At 67.1% G+C, this 16,626-nt stretch carries 16 protein-coding genes; 6 read left to right on the forward strand and 10 right to left on the reverse strand.

Going from position 1 to position 16,626, the window contains the following annotated elements:
- Positions 1–579: 579 nt before the first annotated feature.
- The 7 genes from AC6CIE_RS23020 to gpmA all read right to left on the reverse strand — a co-directional run bounded on the left by AC6CIE_RS23020 (position 580) and on the right by gpmA (position 8,958).
- Positions 580–1,992: an FAD-binding oxidoreductase gene (locus tag AC6CIE_RS23020; RefSeq protein ID WP_498094185.1), complete on the reverse strand. Its 1,413-nt coding sequence runs from the start codon at positions 1,990–1,992 to the stop codon at positions 580–582.
- The gene (locus AC6CIE_RS23025) at positions 1,989–2,708 is read right to left on the reverse strand and encodes a FadR/GntR family transcriptional regulator (RefSeq protein ID WP_175139017.1); all 720 of its coding nucleotides are present in this window, start codon (positions 2,706–2,708) and stop codon (positions 1,989–1,991) included. Before AC6CIE_RS23025 ends, AC6CIE_RS23020 begins: the two co-directional genes overlap by 4 nt.
- Before the next feature lie 260 nt (positions 2,709–2,968).
- Positions 2,969–4,159 (reverse strand): GGDEF domain-containing protein, encoded by a 1,191-nt coding sequence (locus AC6CIE_RS23030; RefSeq protein WP_175122085.1) that lies wholly within the window; start codon positions 4,157–4,159, stop codon positions 2,969–2,971.
- 104 nt (positions 4,160–4,263) lie between these two features.
- Positions 4,264–5,022 carry a HesA/MoeB/ThiF family protein gene (locus tag AC6CIE_RS23035; RefSeq protein ID WP_108005846.1) on the reverse strand — a complete coding sequence of 253 codons (759 nt, stop codon included), beginning with the start codon at positions 5,020–5,022 and terminating at the stop codon, positions 4,264–4,266.
- The gene (locus AC6CIE_RS23040; RefSeq protein ID WP_175122084.1) at positions 5,019–6,464 is read right to left on the reverse strand and encodes a S41 family peptidase; all 1,446 of its coding nucleotides are present in this window, start codon (positions 6,462–6,464) and stop codon (positions 5,019–5,021) included. The genes AC6CIE_RS23035 and AC6CIE_RS23040 overlap by 4 nt, the downstream gene beginning before the upstream one ends.
- Positions 6,465–6,596: 132 nt before the next feature.
- Complete coding sequence (locus AC6CIE_RS23045; protein WP_498094188.1) at positions 6,597–8,198, reverse strand: murein hydrolase activator EnvC family protein; 1,602 nt, start codon at positions 8,196–8,198, stop codon at positions 6,597–6,599.
- Between the two features lie 7 nt (positions 8,199–8,205).
- A complete protein-coding gene (gene gpmA, locus AC6CIE_RS23050; RefSeq protein WP_175122082.1) occupies positions 8,206–8,958 on the reverse strand; it encodes a 2,3-diphosphoglycerate-dependent phosphoglycerate mutase in 753 nt (250 codons plus the stop codon).
- Between the two features lie 214 nt (positions 8,959–9,172).
- Here gpmA and AC6CIE_RS23055 point away from each other — a divergent pair, with 214 nt between their 5' ends.
- The 5 genes from AC6CIE_RS23055 to AC6CIE_RS23075 all read left to right on the forward strand — a co-directional run bounded on the left by AC6CIE_RS23055 (position 9,173) and on the right by AC6CIE_RS23075 (position 12,620).
- Complete coding sequence (locus tag AC6CIE_RS23055; RefSeq protein ID WP_175122081.1) at positions 9,173–9,595, forward strand: rhodanese-like domain-containing protein; 423 nt, start codon at positions 9,173–9,175, stop codon at positions 9,593–9,595.
- A gap of 52 nt (positions 9,596–9,647) precedes the next feature.
- On the forward strand, positions 9,648–9,905 hold the full coding sequence (grxC, locus tag AC6CIE_RS23060) for a glutaredoxin 3 (protein ID WP_175122080.1): 258 nt from the start codon (positions 9,648–9,650) through the stop codon (positions 9,903–9,905).
- A 37-nt stretch (positions 9,906–9,942) separates the two neighbouring features.
- The gene (secB, locus tag AC6CIE_RS23065; protein ID WP_175122079.1) at positions 9,943–10,473 is read left to right on the forward strand and encodes a protein-export chaperone SecB; all 531 of its coding nucleotides are present in this window, start codon (positions 9,943–9,945) and stop codon (positions 10,471–10,473) included.
- A gap of 17 nt (positions 10,474–10,490) precedes the next feature.
- Positions 10,491–11,564: an NAD(P)H-dependent glycerol-3-phosphate dehydrogenase gene (locus AC6CIE_RS23070; RefSeq protein ID WP_175122078.1), complete on the forward strand. Its 1,074-nt coding sequence runs from the start codon at positions 10,491–10,493 to the stop codon at positions 11,562–11,564.
- Between the two features lie 63 nt (positions 11,565–11,627).
- Entirely contained in the window at positions 11,628–12,620 is a 993-nt protein-coding gene (locus tag AC6CIE_RS23075; protein ID WP_218342617.1) for a Bug family tripartite tricarboxylate transporter substrate binding protein, read from the forward strand.
- Between the two features lie 22 nt (positions 12,621–12,642).
- Here the strand turns inward: AC6CIE_RS23075 and AC6CIE_RS23080 are convergent, their stop codons facing one another.
- Positions 12,643–13,113, reverse strand: a complete 471-nt coding sequence (locus tag AC6CIE_RS23080; protein ID WP_056559971.1) for a tRNA (cytidine(34)-2'-O)-methyltransferase — start codon at positions 13,111–13,113, stop codon at positions 12,643–12,645.
- 224 nt (positions 13,114–13,337) lie between these two features.
- Positions 13,338–14,015, reverse strand: a complete 678-nt coding sequence (locus tag AC6CIE_RS23085; protein WP_255595129.1) for a ComF family protein — start codon at positions 14,013–14,015, stop codon at positions 13,338–13,340.
- Between the two features lie 204 nt (positions 14,016–14,219).
- Here AC6CIE_RS23085 and AC6CIE_RS23090 point away from each other — a divergent pair, with 204 nt between their 5' ends.
- Positions 14,220–15,155, forward strand: coding sequence for a methyltransferase domain-containing protein (locus AC6CIE_RS23090; protein ID WP_498094193.1), 936 nt, complete (start codon positions 14,220–14,222; stop codon positions 15,153–15,155).
- A gap of 138 nt (positions 15,156–15,293) precedes the next feature.
- Here AC6CIE_RS23090 and AC6CIE_RS23095 read toward each other — a convergent pair whose 3' ends face one another.
- Positions 15,294–16,532, reverse strand: a complete 1,239-nt coding sequence (locus tag AC6CIE_RS23095) for a YbdK family carboxylate-amine ligase (protein ID WP_175122075.1) — start codon at positions 16,530–16,532, stop codon at positions 15,294–15,296.
- Between the last annotated feature and the right edge of the window lie 94 nt (positions 16,533–16,626).

The following is a 16,626-nucleotide window of genomic DNA, read 5'->3' on the forward strand; positions in this document are numbered from 1 at the left end:
CCATCGGCGGACGATCTCGCCAAACTCAACCAGTACCGACGCTAATCGCCACTTGAACTCAAGTGCCCGATGGGCGGCGCGCGTACGGGTCGGCAAGTTGTGGCTGGCCGTCGACGCGCGCCGCCCATCACCGCCTCTTCCCCGTCGGCGAGCACCATTAGCAAACCGATCCCCGCCATCGCGCAAGCGCACACCACCCCGACGTCCCACGGGACAGATGCTGGGTTGCCGCCGCCCGGGCGGCAGCAACCCGGCGGCCCCGCAGATCTCCTGCCCTGACCACAGGTCTTGCAGCGCCCCATACCAAAGACCCTAGCAGCACGGCGTCGCGGTCACCGTGGGCGCGAGCGCCGTCGATGCGCCCGAGGGAATCTGAAGGGAGCCGAAGGCGGACGAAGATGACGACGGGGCAGTCCGGAGCGAAGGCTCCGGACCGCAATCGTGGGCGATCGTGCCCACGGGGACCGCGGCGTCGGGCGACCTACGAAGATCTGATGAGACCTACGAAATCCGACGCAGCCCACCAAACCCAAAAGCCATCACCGAACAACCACACCGATCAGAAAATTCCAACGATGCCTACAACAACTTCCCAGGATTCATGATCCCCGCAGGATCCATCACCTTCTTGATCTCCCGCATCAACCGCAACTCCACCGCATCCTTGCTATGCAAGAAATGCTCCCGCTTCAACTGCCCGATCCCATGTTCAGCAGAAATACTCCCGCCATAACGATTCACTTCATCCAACACCGCATCCGTGATCGCCGCCCCATGCTCTGCGACCCAGTTGCGGTCTGCGCCTGCGGGGCGGGACAGGTTGTAGTGCAGGTTGCCGTCGCCGAAGTGGCCGAAGATGAAGGGGCGGATGTCGGGGTACAGCGCGCGTACGCGGGCCTCGGCGGTCTGCATGAAGTCGGGGATGCGTTCGATCGGTAGCGACACGTCGTGCTTCAGATGCGGGCCGTCGGCGCGTTGGGCTTCGGAGATTTCCTCGCGTAGCTTCCACAGCGTCTGCAACTGCGCCAGCGACGCCGAGACCGCGGCGTCCAGGCACAGGCCGCGTTCCAGCGCCGTGCCGATGACGTTTTCGAGCAGCGTGTTCAGGGCGGTTTCGTCCGTCGTGTCGGCCAGTTCCACCAGCACGTAGGCCGGGTAGCGCTGTTCGAACGGTTCCTGCACGCCCTCGGCGTGCGTCAGCACCAGGTCCAGGCAATCGCCGGTGAAAAATTCAAACGCCTGCAGGCGCGCGCCGCATTGTTCGAACAGGATCTCGAAGAGTTGCAGCGCTTGCGCGGGCGATTCGACGGCGGCCAGCACGACCGATCGCACGTCGGTGCGCGGGTAGAGGCGCAGCGCGACGGCGGTGATGATGCCGAGCGTGCCTTCGGAACCGATGAGCAATTGCTTGAGGTCGTAGCCGGTGTTGTCTTTGCGCAGGGTGCGCAGGCCGTGGAAGATTTCGCCGGTGGGCAGCACCGCTTCCAGGCCCAGGACCAGTTCACGCGCCATGCCATAGCGCACCACGTTCACGCCGCCGGCATTGGTGGCGACGTTGCCGCCGATCTGGCTGGAGTCTTCGGCGGCCAGGCTGAGCGGCAGCAGGCGGCCGGCGTCCTGGGCGGCGCGGCGCAGGTTGCCGAGGATGGCACCGGCCTCGGCAACCATGGTGTTGGCCACGGTGTCGATGGCGCGCACGGCGTTCATGCGGTCCAGGCTGATGACGACGTTGCTGGCGCCGCCGTCAGGCGTGGCGCCGCCGCACAGGCCGGTGTTGCCGCCGCGCGGCACGACCGGCACGCCGGCTTCCTGGCACAAGGAAAGGCACGTGGCGACCTCGGCCGTCGTGCGCGGGCGCACAACCGCCTGGGCCTGGCCGTTGTACAGGCCGCGCCAATCGGACAGCCACGGCGCGATGTCGGCCGGGTCGGTGAAGACGGTGTCGGGGCCCAGGGCTTGGACCAGCCGTTGAGAAAAGTCGGATGCGCTCATGAGATGTGGGATGCGGCGGGAGAGAGAAGATCGAGCTGCAGGCGGCCGGCGGCTTGCTGCAGGTGGCGGATGGCGGCCTGGCGGGCACGGTCCGGATCGCGGGCGCGGATGGCCTCGAACACGGCGACGTGTTCCTGGTGCACGGCGGCGGTCAGGCCGTCTTGCAGGCGGCTGTTGGATCGGGCGGTGCTGACCGCCAGGCGCAGCTGCAGGTTCAGGTATTGCAGCAGGTCCTGGTAGTAGCTGTTGTGCGTGGCGGTCGCGATGGCGACGTGGAAGGCGATGTCATGTTCGACGCCGGCCTCGGGGTGGTCCAGATGGGCTTGCAGCGAGGCGAGGGCTGACGCCATGGCGTCCAGGTCCTCCGGCGTGCTGCGGACAGCCGCCAGGGCGGCTGCGCCGCCTTCAAGTTCCATGCGCAGTTCGTAGACGCTGGCGAGCTTCTTGCGGTCGACCGCGATGCCGGTGGACACCTGAAAGCCTTGCGCCCCGGTGCGCGAGACGACCGTGCTGCCCGAACCCTGCCGGCTCTGGATCAGCCCTTGGGCGCGCAGGCGCTCCGTGGCTTCTCGGATGACGGCAGCGCTGACGCCATATTGCTCGGCCAGCACGCGTCCGGCCGGCAGCTTGGCGCCGACGGCGTGGACACCATCCGCGATGTCGCTGGCGAGCTGGCGGGCAACCTGCTCGGTGAGGGTGAGGCTCTTCGTCAACATGGGCGGATTATAGGCATATTTTTCAGGTTATCTGATAACTTTGTTGTTTTGTGTGGGGGCCAGTGCTGTTGTGTCGTGTGGGGGCCAGTGCAACTCACCGGCGGGATCGGGAAGTGGGAACGCGTGGCGGAGTCGAAGCTGGAATGCGGCCGAACCGCGGTGGGGTTGCGTCTGGAATGCATCCGCTGCGCAACGGGCACGTCACACGCGGTATGCAGAGCTGGACCGATTCGGACCAATTCGGACAGCCGCGCTCCCTATCAAGCCGCGACGGACGCGCTCTGCAATCCTTCGCTTTCCGCGATCTGCCCGCTCTGATCCACCACGCAGCAGCGGCCGCCCTGCGCCTTGGCGCGATACAGCGCGGCATCGGCGGAGTCCAGCGCGCCCTGCGGGGTGCGGTTGGCGCCGGACAGGATCGAGATGCCGATGGACAGGCCCACGCAGACGCGGTTGCCGTCTGCCAGCGTGATGGGCTGCGAGACGTCTCGCAGCAGGTGTTCGCCCAGCCGCAGTGCGGCGGTGGCGTCGATGCCGGTGACCAGCACGATGAATTCGTCGCCGCCGATCCGCGCGGCGACGTCGTCCACGCGGAGCATGGCGCGCATGCGTTCCGCGATGGTCTTGAGCACCTGATCGCCCCCGGCGTGGCCGTGCGTGTCGTTGATGCGCTTGAAGTCGTCCATGTCCATGTAGAGCAGCGCCGCGGCGCTGTCGTGGCCACGTGCGCTGGAGCACACGCGTTCCAGCGCCGCCTGCAGGCCGGCGCGGTTGGCCAGGCCGGTCAGCGCGTCTTCGCTGGCGCGGCGATCACTGTCGCGCTCGGCCAACATGGTGGACACCAGGATGCGGTTCAGGCGGTGCGAGGCGATGACCATGCTGATCAGATAGAACGGAATCTGGATGAACACGATCGCCATGACCCATTCGCCGGTGAAGAGCGCGCCCAGACACATGGGGCCAAGACTGAGGAAAATCATGGCGCCCACCAGGCGGGGCGCGCCGTAGTTCCGGAAGCAGATCCCGCCGGCCATGGCGCCGCAGGACACGCCGGCCAGTGTCGCGGCCAGCCAGTCGCCGTTCAACAGGGTGATGAAGACGCCATAACCCACGCTGAACGCCCAGAACAGCGCCAGCAGGATGTAGAGATCGGTGTGGGTATTGCCGCCCTTGGGGGCCGCTCGCAGCGCGGATCGGAGGATGACGACGCGCACCAGCGCGAGCACCACCTCCAGGATCAGCCACGAGATATACAGCGGTTCGGGCCGCCGCCACGCGACGACGCCCGAGATCATCAGGGTGTTGATGACCCCGCCGGCAAAAATGGGAAGCGTGCCGAACAGACTGGCGATGAGCGCCGCGCGGATGTCCGCCGGCGTGTCATGCCCGGAATGCGTCAGCCAACGTGTCAGCCGCCACTTGGGCAGGCTGAACTTCAGTCCTGTATCCACGCCGTCATGTCCATGCCCCTCTACCCGAAATCAGTAGGCTGGCTGGCGTTATAGCAGGTATTTGAAACCTTTAGTATTGTTCTTGGGTTCAATACCCACAGACTTCAGGCGTGCCCCCGGTGGCCGCAGACCGCGCATTCGGGGTCACGTTGCACGTTGACGCTGCGCCATTGCATGGTGCGCACGTCCAGCCAGAGCAAGCGGCCGGACAGGCTTTCGCCCACGCCGGACAGCAGCTTCAGGGCTTCGGCGGCCTGCATGCTGCCGATGATGCCGACCACCGGCGCGAAGACGCCCATGGTGGCGCAGTTGGCTTCCTCGACGTCGTCGGCTTCGGGAAACAGGCAGTGGTAGCACGGCGCGTTGTCGTCGCGCAGGTCATAGACGCTGACCTGGCCGTCGAAACGGATGGCCGCGCCGGACACCAGCGGCTTGCGGTGTTGCACGCAGGCGCGGTTGATGGCGTGGCGGGTAGTGAAGTTGTCGGTGCAGTCCAGCACAAGGTCCGCCTGCGCGACGGCATCGGACAAGGCCTGGTCCTTCAGGCGCTCGACCCGGGCGTGAACGCGGGTCTGCGGATTGAAGGCGCCCAGCATGTCGCGGCCGGACTCGGCCTTGGGCCGGCCAACGCTTGCGGTGGTGTGCAGGATCTGGCGCTGCAGGTTGCTGAGTTCGACGACGTCGTCGTCGGCCAGCGTGATGTCGCCCACGCCGGCGGTGGCCAAGTAGAGCGCGGCGGGCGAACCCAGACCGCCCGCCCCCACGATGAGCACACGCGCCGCCAGCAGTTTTTCCTGCCCTTCGATCCCGAGTTCGTCCAGCAGGATGTGGCGGGCGTAGCGCAGCAGTTGCTCGTCGTTCATTTGTCCTTGCTGGGCTCGACTCCGGTCGGCGTGATCTTCATGCGCTGTGGCGTTCCGCCGCCGGCCTTGGCGTCAGCCTTGGCCTGGGCGCGGGCCGAGCCCTTCTGCACCGGCTTGCCGGCCAGCAGGTTCAGGGCCTGCTGAAGCTGGAAGTCGTCCTTGCCGCCGAATTCAAACACCTTGGCCGGCAGTTCCACGTTGTCCTGGTCGGCGCTGGACTTGATTTCGTTGGTGGTCTGCTGGTTGGACAGGTGACGTTGCAGGTCGGCTTCGCGCGGCAGGCGGAACAAGTCGCCGTCGGCCGTATCGGCAACGACGTAGTCCGGTTCGATGCCGGTGGCCTGAATGGAACGGCCGCTGGGCGTGAAGTAACGCGACGTGGTGAGCTTGACCGCCGTGGTTTCGGACAGCGGCAGGATCACCTGCACGGAGCCCTTGCCGAACGTGCGGTTGCCCAGCACCTTGGCGCGCTTGTGGTCCTGCAGCGCACCGGCCACGATCTCGGAGGCCGAGGCCGAACCCACGTTCACCAGCACCACCATCGGCACCGTCTTGGTCCAGGCCGGCAGGCCGGACAGGTAGTTGCTTTCGCCGCGGGCGTATTCCGACGGCGTCGCCAGGTACTTGTGGCGGGCGTCCGGCGTGCGGCCGTCCGTGGACACCACGAGCGCATCGGGCGGCAGGAACGCGCCGGAGACGCCGATGGCGCTGGTCAGGAGGCCACCCGGGTCATTGCGCAGGTCCAGCACCAGGCCCTTGGGCGGTTCCTTCGCGCCCAGCTCCTTGAGCTGGCGGGCGAGGTCGGCGCCGGTCTTTTCCTGGAACTGGGCGACGCGCACGTACGCGATGCCGTTGTCCAGCATCTTGCTGCGCACGCTGCGCACCTTGATGATGTCGCGCACGATCTTCACGACGATCGGCTGCGGGCGATCGGCGCGCATGATCGTCAGGGTGATGGGCGACTTGGGCGCGCCACGCATGAGCTTGACCGCGTCGTTCAGGGTCATGCCCTTGGTGGGCGTGTCGTCGATCTTGATGATCAGGTCGCCCGCCATGACGCCGGCGCGGGCCGCGGGCGTGTCCTCGATGGGCGAGATGACCTTCACGAAGCCGTCTTCCGCGCCGACCTCGATGCCCAGGCCACCGAACTCGCCTTGCGTCGCGGTCTGCATTTCGCGGAACGCGTCGGCATCCAGGTAGGCGGAGTGGGGATCCAGGTTCGACACCATGCCGGAAATGGCATTGTCGATCAGGGTCTTGTCGTCGACGGCCTCGACGTAGTTGTTCTTGATGGCGGCAAAGACATTGCTCAGTTGCCTGAGCTCGTCCAGAGGCAGGGGGCTGCCACGCTGGGCGACCGCAGTCACGCCAACACTCAGCAACACACCAGCCACCGCACCGATGGCAATCAGACCGAAACCGCGAAACTTACGAGTGCCCATGCACACTTCCCGAATTTTGTTTTCGCCGATGGGTTTGGTAATTTACCAACGGTATTTTTCCAACGACATTCATTTACCGACAGCGTTTACGCCGATTGCATTCCAGCAAACCGGCTGCACCAGCCGTCACATCTACTGCGCCAGCCATTGGGCCGGGTCCACTGGAGCGCCACGATGGCGAATTTCAAAGTATAGGCCGGATTCCACTTGGCCGCCGGTTGCGCCCACGGTAGCAATAGTATCCCCGCCGGCCACCGCATCGCCCACCCGTTTGAGCAGACTTTGGTTGTAAGCATAGACGGTCAGGTACTGCTGGCCATGATCCACAATGATGAGGTTGCCAAAGCCGCGCAGCCAATCGGCGTAAACCACAGTACCGGGCGCCACTACCTTGACGGGCGTGCCCTCGGCCGCGCGCAGCACCACGCCGCGCCACACGCCGCCGTCCGGACGATCCACCCCGAACCTGCCCTGCACCTGGCCGCGCACCGGCATGGCCAGCCCATGACGCAGGCCGTTGCCGCCGCCGACCGGCGGCGCCTTGGCGGTCTGCTGGGCCGATGCACTGCGCGTTGGAGTGGCGGGCTCTTCAACAGGTTCCGCCTTTTTGGGGGGATCCGCGGGTTTTGTTGAAGGCGGGGTATCGGCCGGGCCGCCGATGCGGGTCTGCCGCTGCTCGGCGGGACGCAGGCCGGCGGCGTCCGGGTCGGCCACGGCCACCGGGCCGCGGTTCTTCTGGGCTGCCGCTTCGACCTGTTCGCGCGCCTGCGCGGCCTCGCGGGCTTCGCTGTCGCGGCGCGCGCCGTCTTCGGCGGCCTTGCGGTCTGCCTCGGCCTTGCGGCGTGCGTCCTGCGACCGGCGTTCGGCCTCGGCGCGCTTTTTGGCCTCTTCGGCGGCGCGGCGGGCTTCTTCAGCCGCGCGGCGCGCTTCCTCGGCACGGCGGGCTTCTTCGGCGCGCTTGCGCGCTTCTTCGGCCTTGCGGGCTTCCTCGATCTGCTTGGCGATGGCCGCATCCAGATCGGTGATCAGCCGCGACAGGCGCTGATCGTCGCGGCCGAGCTTGTTGGCCTCGGCGCGCTGGGCGGCGATCTGGCCTTCAAGCTGGGCAAGCAGGCTGGCGCGCTCTTTTTGCTGCGCGACCAGCGCGGTTTTCTGTGCGGAGGTTTCGGCGACCCCCTTTTCGATTTCGGCGCGGCGTTCGTCGGCCTGCGCCTGCAGGGCGGCCAGCCGGTCGATGTCCGTCCGCAGCGCTTTCACGGCGTCGGCCCGGGCACGGGACACGTAGTCCAGGTAGCCCAGATTGCGGCCCAGCACCTGGGGATCGTCGCCCGAGAGCAGCGCCGTCCAGGGCGACAGGCCGCTGGTGTATTGGGTGCGCAGCTGGTCGGCCAGTTCGACGCGGCGCTTGGCCAGCACGGCCTCCTGCGCGGTGATCTGCTTTTCCAGCGACGCGAGATCGGCCGTCGCCTTGCGGTTGGCGTCGGCCAGTTCCTTCAGGCGCAGGTTGATGCGGGAAATCGACGATTCCGACTGCTTGAGCGCGTCGGCGGCCTCTTTGCGGGCCGCCTCGCGGTCGTCGATGTCCTTTTGCAGACTCTCGATGCGGTCGCGCAAGGCGGCCTGCTGTTTTTCGGCGTCGGACTGACGCCCGGCGAGGTCACTGGGCGCGGCGCGCGCAGGCAGCGTCCCACTGGCCAACATGACCGCCAACAACAACCCCGCCGTGCGACGCATAGAGATATCAGTCCTTCTTGGCCTTGCCCTGAGCTGCGACCGCAGCCATGGCCGCCTCGATCTCGGCGGCATCGCCCAGATAATAGTGGCGGATCGGACGCAGGTCATCATCCAGTTCGTAGACCAGCGGCTGGCCGGTCGGGATGTTCAGGTTGACGATGTCGTCGTCCGACACGTTGTCCAGGTGCTTGATGAGGGCGCGCAGGCTGTTGCCGTGGGCGGCGATCAAGACCTTGCGGCCCGAGCGGATAGCCGGGGCGATGGAGTCGTTCCAGAACGGCAGCACGCGGGCCACGGTGTCCTTCAGGCACTCGGTGGCGGGCAGCTGGTCGGCCGGGATCTTGGCGTAGCGGCTGTCAAAGCGCGGGTGGCGCTCGTCGTCCAGCGACAGCGGCTCCGGGGCGATGGCGTAGGCGCGGCGCCAGATCAGGACTTGCTCGTCGCCGTACTTGGCGGCGGTTTCGGACTTGTTCAGGCCCTGCAGGGCGCCGTAGTGGCGTTCGTTCAGGCGCCAGTTCACGCCGACCGGGGTGTACATGGCGTCCATGGCGTCCAGGGCGATCCACAGGGTGCGGATGGCGCGCTTGAGGACTGAGGTGTAGGCCAGGTCGAAGGTGAAGCCTTCTTTCTTGAGCAGTTCGCCCGCCTTGCGGGCCTGTTCGCGGCCGGTGTCGGTCAGGTCGACGTCGGTCCAGCCGGTGAAACGGTTTTCAAGATTCCACTGGCTTTCACCGTGGCGCATCAGTACGAGTTTGTGCATGGTTTGGGGCGCCCGCCGGGCGGGTTAAAGTTGGAGGATGGTTAAGGAATGCGCTCATTTTATAATTGAGTGATTTTGCCCGTGATTTTGCCCCGGCGCACCGCGTCCATGTCCTGGACGCGTCGCATCAGGGTTCGCCCCTACCAGGCTGGCCGGAAGACTTGCCCACCCGCAAGCCGACGTAGCGCCCGCCGACGTACTACAGGAAGCCTTCGTGGACCTTTTGCAATTCTTGCTCGATAAAAACAACATCTTCATCGTCGCCGTCGCCGTGGTTTCCGGCGTGATGCTGATCATTCCCGCCCTGCGCAAGGGCCGGACCGGGTCCGCCATCAGCACGACTGAAGCCATCCAGATGGTCAACCAGCGCAATGCCGTGTGGGTCGACGTGCGCCCCGTCGAGCAATTCCAGGCCGGTCATATCGCTCAGGCACGAAACGTGCCGGCAGCCGACCTCGAGCAGAAGGCCGGCTCGCTGCCCAAGAACAAGCCGCTGGTGGTGGTTTGCGACAATGGCCGCGATTCGGCCCGCGCCGCCGCCAAGCTGCGCGCCCAGGGATTCACCGACGTCGTGCCGCTGGAAGGCGGCATGCGTGCCTGGTCGGCCGCCAGCCTGCCGGTAACCCAGAAGGGTTGAAGCAGGGGGACTCGCCCCCATCTACCTATTCTTGTACCCACAGGAGCGCCCTATGAACAAAGTCGTCATGTACAGCAAGGACTATTGCCCCTATTGCTCCCGCGCCAAGGCGCTGCTCGAGCAGCGTGGCGTGGCCGACCTGGAAATCATCCAGATCGACCGCGAACCGTCCCAGCGCGATGTCATGATCGAACGCACCGGCCGGCGCACCGTCCCGCAGATCTTCATCGGCGATACCCATGTCGGCGGTTGCGACGACCTGATAGCCCTGGACCGCTCGGGTGGACTGACCCCCTTGCTGAACGGCTAATCGCCCCTTTTTGCCTCTCCCACCAACGGAAACACTCATGGCTGATCAAGACCAAAACACCCAGCAAGAAGGCGGCAACGACGCGCCCTCGTTCAATCTGCAGCGCGTCTACCTGAAAGACCTTTCGCTGGAAATGCCCAACGCGCCTCACGTGTTCCTGGAGCAGGAAGCGCCGCAGGTCGAAGTAAGCATCACCGTGGGCGGCCAGCGCCTGGCCGAAACCGTGTTCGAAACCACGGTCACCGTCACCGTCACCACGCGCATCAACGACAAGGTCGTGTACCTGGTTGAAGGCACGCAAGCCGGCATCTTCGAAGCGGCCAACATCCCCGAAGAGCAACTCGACCCGCTGCTGGGCATTGTCTGCCCCACGATGCTGTACCCGTACCTGCGCGCCAACATCGCCGATGCGATCACCCGCACCTCGATGCCGCCGCTGCACCTGACCGAAGTCAACTTCCAGGCTCTGTACGAGCAACGCATCGCCGAACTGCAACAGCAGCAGGCCGCCGGCGCCAACGGTGCCGAATCGGGCATCATCCTGCCCCCCGGCGCCACCCGCCAGTAAGCACCCCGCGGCGCCCCATGAACCAACCCGCCGAGCCGCGCCTGCGCGTCGCCGTCCTGGGAGCGGGCAGTTGGGGCACCGCCCTGGCGGCGGCCGCCAGCCGCCGCCACCCCACCCAGCTCTGGGCGCGCGAAGCCGCGCAAGCGGCCGCCATGGCCGCCACCCACGAAAATGCCCGCTATCTGCCGGGCATTTCTCTGCCCAAGACGCTGCAATATTCCTCTGATCTGGACGCCACGCTGCGCACCCTGCAGGACGACGCCGCGCGCCGTCTGATCGTGCTGGGCGTGCCCGTCGCGGGTCTCACGTCCATCTGCGAGGCGCTGTCGCAACGGCTGCCCGCACTGGGACTGCAAGACACGCCCATCGTCTGGACGTGCAAGGGCTTTGAGGCCGACACGGCCAGACTGCCCCACGAAATCATGCGCGAGGCCCTGCCCGGCGCGACCGGCGGCGCCCTGTCGGGCCCCTCGTTCGCGCGCGAAGTCGCACAGGGCCTGCCCGTCGCCCTGACGGTCGCCAGCAGCAGCCCCGCCCTGCGCGAAGCCACCACCGCCGCCTTCCATGGCGCGGCGCTGCGCGTCTATGCCAGCACCGACCTGGTTGGCGTCGAAGTCGGCGGCGCGCTCAAGAACGTCATTGCAGTTGCCTGCGGCATTGGCGATGGCCTTGCGCTGGGCACCAATGCCCGCGCGGCCCTGATCACCCGCGGCCTGGCCGAGATGACCCGCTTTGGCGTCGCGCTGGGCGCGCAGGCCGAAACCTTCGCCGGGCTGACCGGCCTGGGCGATCTGGTGCTGACCGCCACCGGCGAGCTGTCGCGCAACCGGCGCGTGGGCCTGGAGATCGGCGCGGGCCGCAAGCTGGCCGACATCCTGGCCAGCGGCATCACCGCCGAAGGCGTGCGCTGCGCCCGCGCCGCGCTGGACCGCGCCCGCGCCATCAATGTCGAATTGCCGATCACCGAAGCGGTGTGCGCCGTGCTGTTCGAAGGCGTCGCGCCCATGACCGCCGTCTCGGCCCTGCTGGCGCGGGATGCGCGCTATGAAGGGCTGGGCGCCGGCTCCGGCGAGGCCATCGGCGCCGCCTAGATCGCGCCCGTCCATCCCGCTTCCACAACAAGACACGACACCCACCCCGAGGAGACATCCTTCATGACGCAAACCCGCAAGTTCCGGGTCGGCCCGCTGCTGCGTGGCCTTTGCCTGAGCCTGGCCGCCATCCTGCCCGTTGCCGCCCACGCCGACTGGCCCGAGCGCCCGATCCACATGGTCGTGCCCTTTCCGCCCGGCTCGTCGCCCGACATCCTGGCGCGCACGATTTCCGAGCCGCTGTCCCAGGCCCTGGGCCAGCCCATCGTGATCGACAACAAGCCGGGCGCCGGCGGCAACATCGGCACGCGCATGGTGTCGCAGGCCAAGCCCGACGGCTACACCCTGCTCTACACGATCAACGGCCCGCTGGTCACGGCGCCCACGCTCTATAAGAAGACGCTGGGCTACGACCCGCTGACCGACCTGGAGCCGGTATCGCTGGTCGGCACCAGCCCCAACGTGCTGGTGGTGCCGGGCAACCTCAAGGTCGACAACGTCCAGGACTTCGTCAAGCTGGTCAAGGGCCGCGGCAACTCGCTGAACTACGGATCGGTCGGTCCCGGCAGTTCGGCCCACCTGGCCATGGAGATGTTCAAGGAACGCGCGGGCGTGGACCTGGCCCACATCCCGTATTCCGGCTTTCCGCAGGTCATCACGGCCATCATCGGCGGCGACGTGCAGGCCGGCTTCATGGTGCCGGCGATCGCCGTGCCGCAGGCGCGCGACGGCAAGGTCAAGCTGCTGGCCGTGACCAGCCTGCAGCCCAGCGACGCCCTGCCCGGCGTGCCCACCATGGCCTCGCAGGGCTATCCGGACTTTGAAGCCATCTCGTGGAATGCGATCCTGGCGCCGGCCGGCACGCCCACGCCGATCATTGAACGGCTCAACAGCGAACTGGCGCGCATCATCAATAGCGAGGCCGTGCGCAAGCAGCTGGCGCTGCAATACTTCACGCCGGCCCCGTCGACGCCGGAAGCGCTGACCAACCGCATCAAGAATGAAAAGGCGCGCTGGGACCAGGTGATCGACAAGCTGAAGCTGTCGCTGGACTGATCTTCAGACCGAGGGGCGGCGTCTATGCGCCCCCTTCGTAGCCCTGCTGGCGCCAGGCCTCGAACACCGTGACCGCCACGGCGTTCGACAGGTTCAGGCTGCGCTGGCCGGTGCGCATCGGCAGCCGCAGGCGCTGCTGCGGCGGAAACATCGCCTGATGCTCGTCCGACAGGCCCGCGCTTTCGCGGCCAAACACGAACACATCTCCCGGCTTGAAACTGACATCGGCCACGCTGCGCTGCGCGTGCGTGGTCAGCGCATAGATGCTGGACGCGACGGCGCCGGTGTCGTCCAGCGCCTCCTGCAGCGTGTCGTGCACGCGCACAGGCTGCCACTCGTGATAGTCCAGCCCCGCGCGCCGCATGCGGGCGTCATCCAGCTCGAACCCCAGGGGACGCACCAGATGCAGTTGCGCGCCGGTATTGGCGCACAGGCGAATGGCGTTGCCGGTGTTGGGAGGGATCTCCGGGCAGACGAGAATGACGTGGAACATGGTGCGGGCAGAGGTGGAAAGGTCCGTGGCCGGGAAGCGGCCGCGCGAGCGTGATTGTCGCCGATTTGGCGACGGGGCCAGGAACCGCGACCCGACGGCGGTCTGGTGAAGGCGCGGATGCGGGCGCGGTTGCAAACGGCGGATGCAGGCCAGGATGCATGCGGGGGCACGGGCGGGGATGCGGGCGGGAAGCCAGGCACGATCCAGACGGCGATGCAGGCAGATCATGGCGTACGCGCGGCCACCAATACCGTCACGCTGGCCGCGCCTGCCGCCATCAGGGCAGTGGCCGCCGCGCCCACGGTACTACCGGTGGTCATCACGTCGTCCACCACTGCCACATGCCGCCCGCGAACCGGGCCGGTGCAGACAAAGAGACCCGCCGCCCCCCGCTGCCGCGCCCGCCGGCCTAGCGTGGCCTGGCGGGGCGTTTCGCGCCGCCGTGCAAGCAGGAGACGCGGCGCCGGCAGCGCCAGTTCGGCGGCCAGACTGCGCGCGATCTCGGCCGCCGGGTTCATGCCCCGCTGCCGCAGCGACGCCCGGCTGGCGGGAATGGGGACCAAGAGAAGATCGGGCGGCAGGAACCCGGTGCAGCGCCCGCAGTCGGCGGCGGTGTCAGAACCGCTTGATCCGGAGATGCCGGCGGCTTGCGCGCCGGACTGCGCCGCCGCCTCCCGCACCGCCTGCGCCATCATTCGCGCCAGCACCGGCGCCATGCTGAGCCGCAACTGCGTCTTCAGCATCAGCACCAGCGCATCGCCGGGCGGCGCATAGTCAAACGCCGTGATCGTGCGGCTGAACGCCTGCGGCTGCGCCAGACACGCCGCGCAATGCTGTCCGCCCCCTTGAAGGCGCAGCGCGCATCGCGGGCATCTTGCCAAGCCCCCCGGCGGTCCGGCCATGATGTCCGCCTGACACCCGGCGCACAGCCGCGCGCCCGCGACCCGTGCCCCACACAACGGACAATCGCATCCCAGGCGCGACAACAACCGTCGCCCCATGTTCAGTAGGGACAATCGGAGTCTGCCGCCGGGATGGGCAATAATGTGAGCCATCCCAGATCAAACCATGCTCCGCCCCCGGGAGATCCCGCGAGCGCGACCGAAATGTCCCTGCCAGAAACCGCAACGCCCCCCTCCCTGCCCCTCGTCAGCGCCGACGTGCCGCGCCAGTTCGCGCGCCGCGGCGACCTGGCCGACGCCCAATTCCTCTATGGCGAAGTGGCGCGCCGCATGCTCGGCCGCCTGCAGTACATCCGCGTGCAACCGCAGGCCATGCTGGACGCCGGTTGCGGCGCCGGCGACAACCTGCCGCTGCTGCGCGAACGCTATCCCGACGCGGCCTACACCGGCCTGGACAACTGTGAGCCCTTGCTGGCGCAGGCGCGCCAGCGTCACGCGCCAGGCGGCCTGTCGGCCTGGATCGGCAAGCTGGCGCGGCGCGGCCCGGCCGCCCCCGCGTTCGTGAACGCCGATCTGGCCAACACGGGCCTGCCGCCCGAATCGCTGGAACTGGTGTGGTCGAACATGGCCATGCACTGGCACCGCGAACCGCACGCCGTGCTGGCCGAATGGCGCCGCATCCTGAAAGTGGGCGGCCTGGCGATGTTTTCCTGTCTGGGACCGGCCACGCTGCGCGAACTGCGGCAGGCGCTGGCGGATGCCGGCCTGCGCACGGCCACGCCGTCCTTCGTGGACATGCACGACTTCGGCGACCTGCTGGTGGAAAACGGCTTTGCGGATCCGGTGATGGACCAGGAGATCCTGACGCTGACCTACCGCAGCCCCGAAAAGCTGCTGCAGGATGTGCGCGCCCTGGGCGGCAACCCCGCCGAAGGCCGCCGCGGCGGACTCGTGGGACGCGACTGGCGCGACCGCCTTTGCGCGGCGCTGGAAGCGCAACGCAATACGGACGGCCTGATCGTCTTGAGTATCGAAGTGGCCTACGGCCACGCCTGGCGCGCCGCCGCGCATCGGACCGTGGCGGGCGAAACCCGCCTGTCCATCAGCGCGATCGGCGGCCGGCAGCGCGGAACGCTTTGACGACAGGGCCTGCAAAGCCGCCCTGAAAGATCGGTCTCCGAAAACAGGCCTGCATGCCGCGCCTCCGAAAGCAGGCCTGCATGCCTCGCCTGTGAAAAAGGCCCGCCAAGCGGGCCTCGCACGCACCCCTGCCGCAGCCTAGTGCAAGCGTTCCGGCACGGTCACGCCCGGCTCGGACGCAGACAGACCTTGCATGGGTTCGGACGTTGCCCGGATGCGGCGGCGGAGCACCGCGGTCGGCTCTGCCGGCGGCGCAACGGGCGCCGCCGTACCGCGCCACGCGTTCGACATGGCTTCCACCACCAGCGGCAAGTCGCGCAGGCGATGGTACTGGCTGCGCAGCCAGCGGGCGTCGTTGCCGGCGCGCATGGCGTCGTCGCGCAAGGCGGCGATCATGTCGCCCGTCCCCAGTTCCTCGGCCACCGGCATCAGACGCTGGAACAGTGCACGCATATGGTCGATCAGGCGCACGCGCTGCCCGTCGGGCGTGACGTAGCTGCCCTGCAGGCCAAAGCGGCAGGCCTGGAAGTGGTTGCTGCGATAGGACAGCCAGGCGTTGTCGCTGGGATCTTCCTCGCGCATCAGCAGCACGGACAGCGCTTGGGCAAACGCCGCCACCTGGCAGGCGCGCTCCACCGTCAGCGGCGTGTCGCAGACCCGGATTTCGACCGTGCCGAACTCGGGCTTGGGACGGATATCCCAGTACAAGTCCTTGATGCTCTCGGCCAGACCAAAAGCGCGAAGCTGGGACAGGTGGGCTTCAAACTGGTACCAGTCCTTGACCTCGGGCGGCATGTGGCCGGCGAGCGGGAAGCTGTTGACCGCATTCAGGCGCGAGCACGAGAACAGGGTGTCCACCCCCTCGCAGTACGGCGACGATGCCGTCAGCGCGATGAAGTGCGGCACGTAAGGCGAGAGTCGGCGCAGCAGCTTGATCGAGTCGTCGCCGCTTTTCACGCCCAGATGGATGTGTTGGCCGAACACCGTAAATTGACGCGCCAGGTAACCGTACATTTCGGCCAGGTACTGGAAGCGCGGGGTATCCGAGATGGAGCGCTCTTGCCAGCGCATGAAGGGATGGGCGCCTCCGCCCGCCACCGACACGCCGACCGCATCCGCGGCTTCAACCAGGGCGTCGCGCATCTCGCGCATTTCGGCCAAGAGGCCCATGGGGTGCTCATGCACCGAGGAGTTCAGTTCGATCATGGACCGCGTGATTTCGGGTTTTACGCGGTCGGCAATAGGATGGTTGGCCATTTGGGCCAACAGTTCGTCAGACGCTGCAGCAAGGTCAAAACTGCGGGGGTCGATCAGTTGCAGCTCGAGTTCGATGCCCAGGGTGTTGGGGGCCGACGAAATGAACGGGATTTGTTCCATCTCGGACTCCTTTGAATGTTTGATGAGGGTATGCGCCGTTCGACCTTGAAGCCCGGCAACCTCCCGGGGGGCACTAGACGGCGGCTTGTGAACG

It is taken from the genome of Achromobacter sp. GQ309, assembly GCF_059759315.1.

Bases quoted from the DNA above. Each gene is read 5' to 3' on its own strand.
- AC6CIE_RS23020 (WP_498094185.1), bottom strand. From the start codon at position 1,992: ATGAGCGCATCCGACTTTTCTCAACGGCTGGTCCAAGCCCTGGGCCCC.
- AC6CIE_RS23025 (WP_175139017.1), bottom strand. From the start codon at position 2,708: ATGTTGACGAAGAGCCTCACCCTCACCGAGCAGGTTGCCCGCCAGCTC.
- AC6CIE_RS23035 (WP_108005846.1), bottom strand. From the start codon at position 5,022: ATGAACGACGAGCAACTGCTGCGCTACGCCCGCCACATCCTGCTGGAC.
- AC6CIE_RS23040 (WP_175122084.1), bottom strand. From the start codon at position 6,464: ATGGGCACTCGTAAGTTTCGCGGTTTCGGTCTGATTGCCATCGGTGCG.
- AC6CIE_RS23045 (WP_498094188.1), bottom strand. From the start codon at position 8,198: ATGCGTCGCACGGCGGGGTTGTTGTTGGCGGTCATGTTGGCCAGTGGG.
- gpmA (WP_175122082.1), bottom strand. From the start codon at position 8,958: ATGCACAAACTCGTACTGATGCGCCACGGTGAAAGCCAGTGGAATCTT.
- grxC (WP_175122080.1), top strand. From the start codon at position 9,648: ATGAACAAAGTCGTCATGTACAGCAAGGACTATTGCCCCTATTGCTCC.
- secB (WP_175122079.1), top strand. From the start codon at position 9,943: ATGGCTGATCAAGACCAAAACACCCAGCAAGAAGGCGGCAACGACGCG.
- AC6CIE_RS23070 (WP_175122078.1), top strand. From the start codon at position 10,491: ATGAACCAACCCGCCGAGCCGCGCCTGCGCGTCGCCGTCCTGGGAGCG.
- AC6CIE_RS23075 (WP_218342617.1), top strand. From the start codon at position 11,628: ATGACGCAAACCCGCAAGTTCCGGGTCGGCCCGCTGCTGCGTGGCCTT.
- AC6CIE_RS23080 (WP_056559971.1), bottom strand. From the start codon at position 13,113: ATGTTCCACGTCATTCTCGTCTGCCCGGAGATCCCTCCCAACACCGGC.
- AC6CIE_RS23085 (WP_255595129.1), bottom strand. From the start codon at position 14,015: ATGGCCGGACCGCCGGGGGGCTTGGCAAGATGCCCGCGATGCGCGCTG.
- AC6CIE_RS23090 (WP_498094193.1), top strand. From the start codon at position 14,220: ATGTCCCTGCCAGAAACCGCAACGCCCCCCTCCCTGCCCCTCGTCAGC.
- AC6CIE_RS23095 (WP_175122075.1), bottom strand. From the start codon at position 16,532: ATGGAACAAATCCCGTTCATTTCGTCGGCCCCCAACACCCTGGGCATC.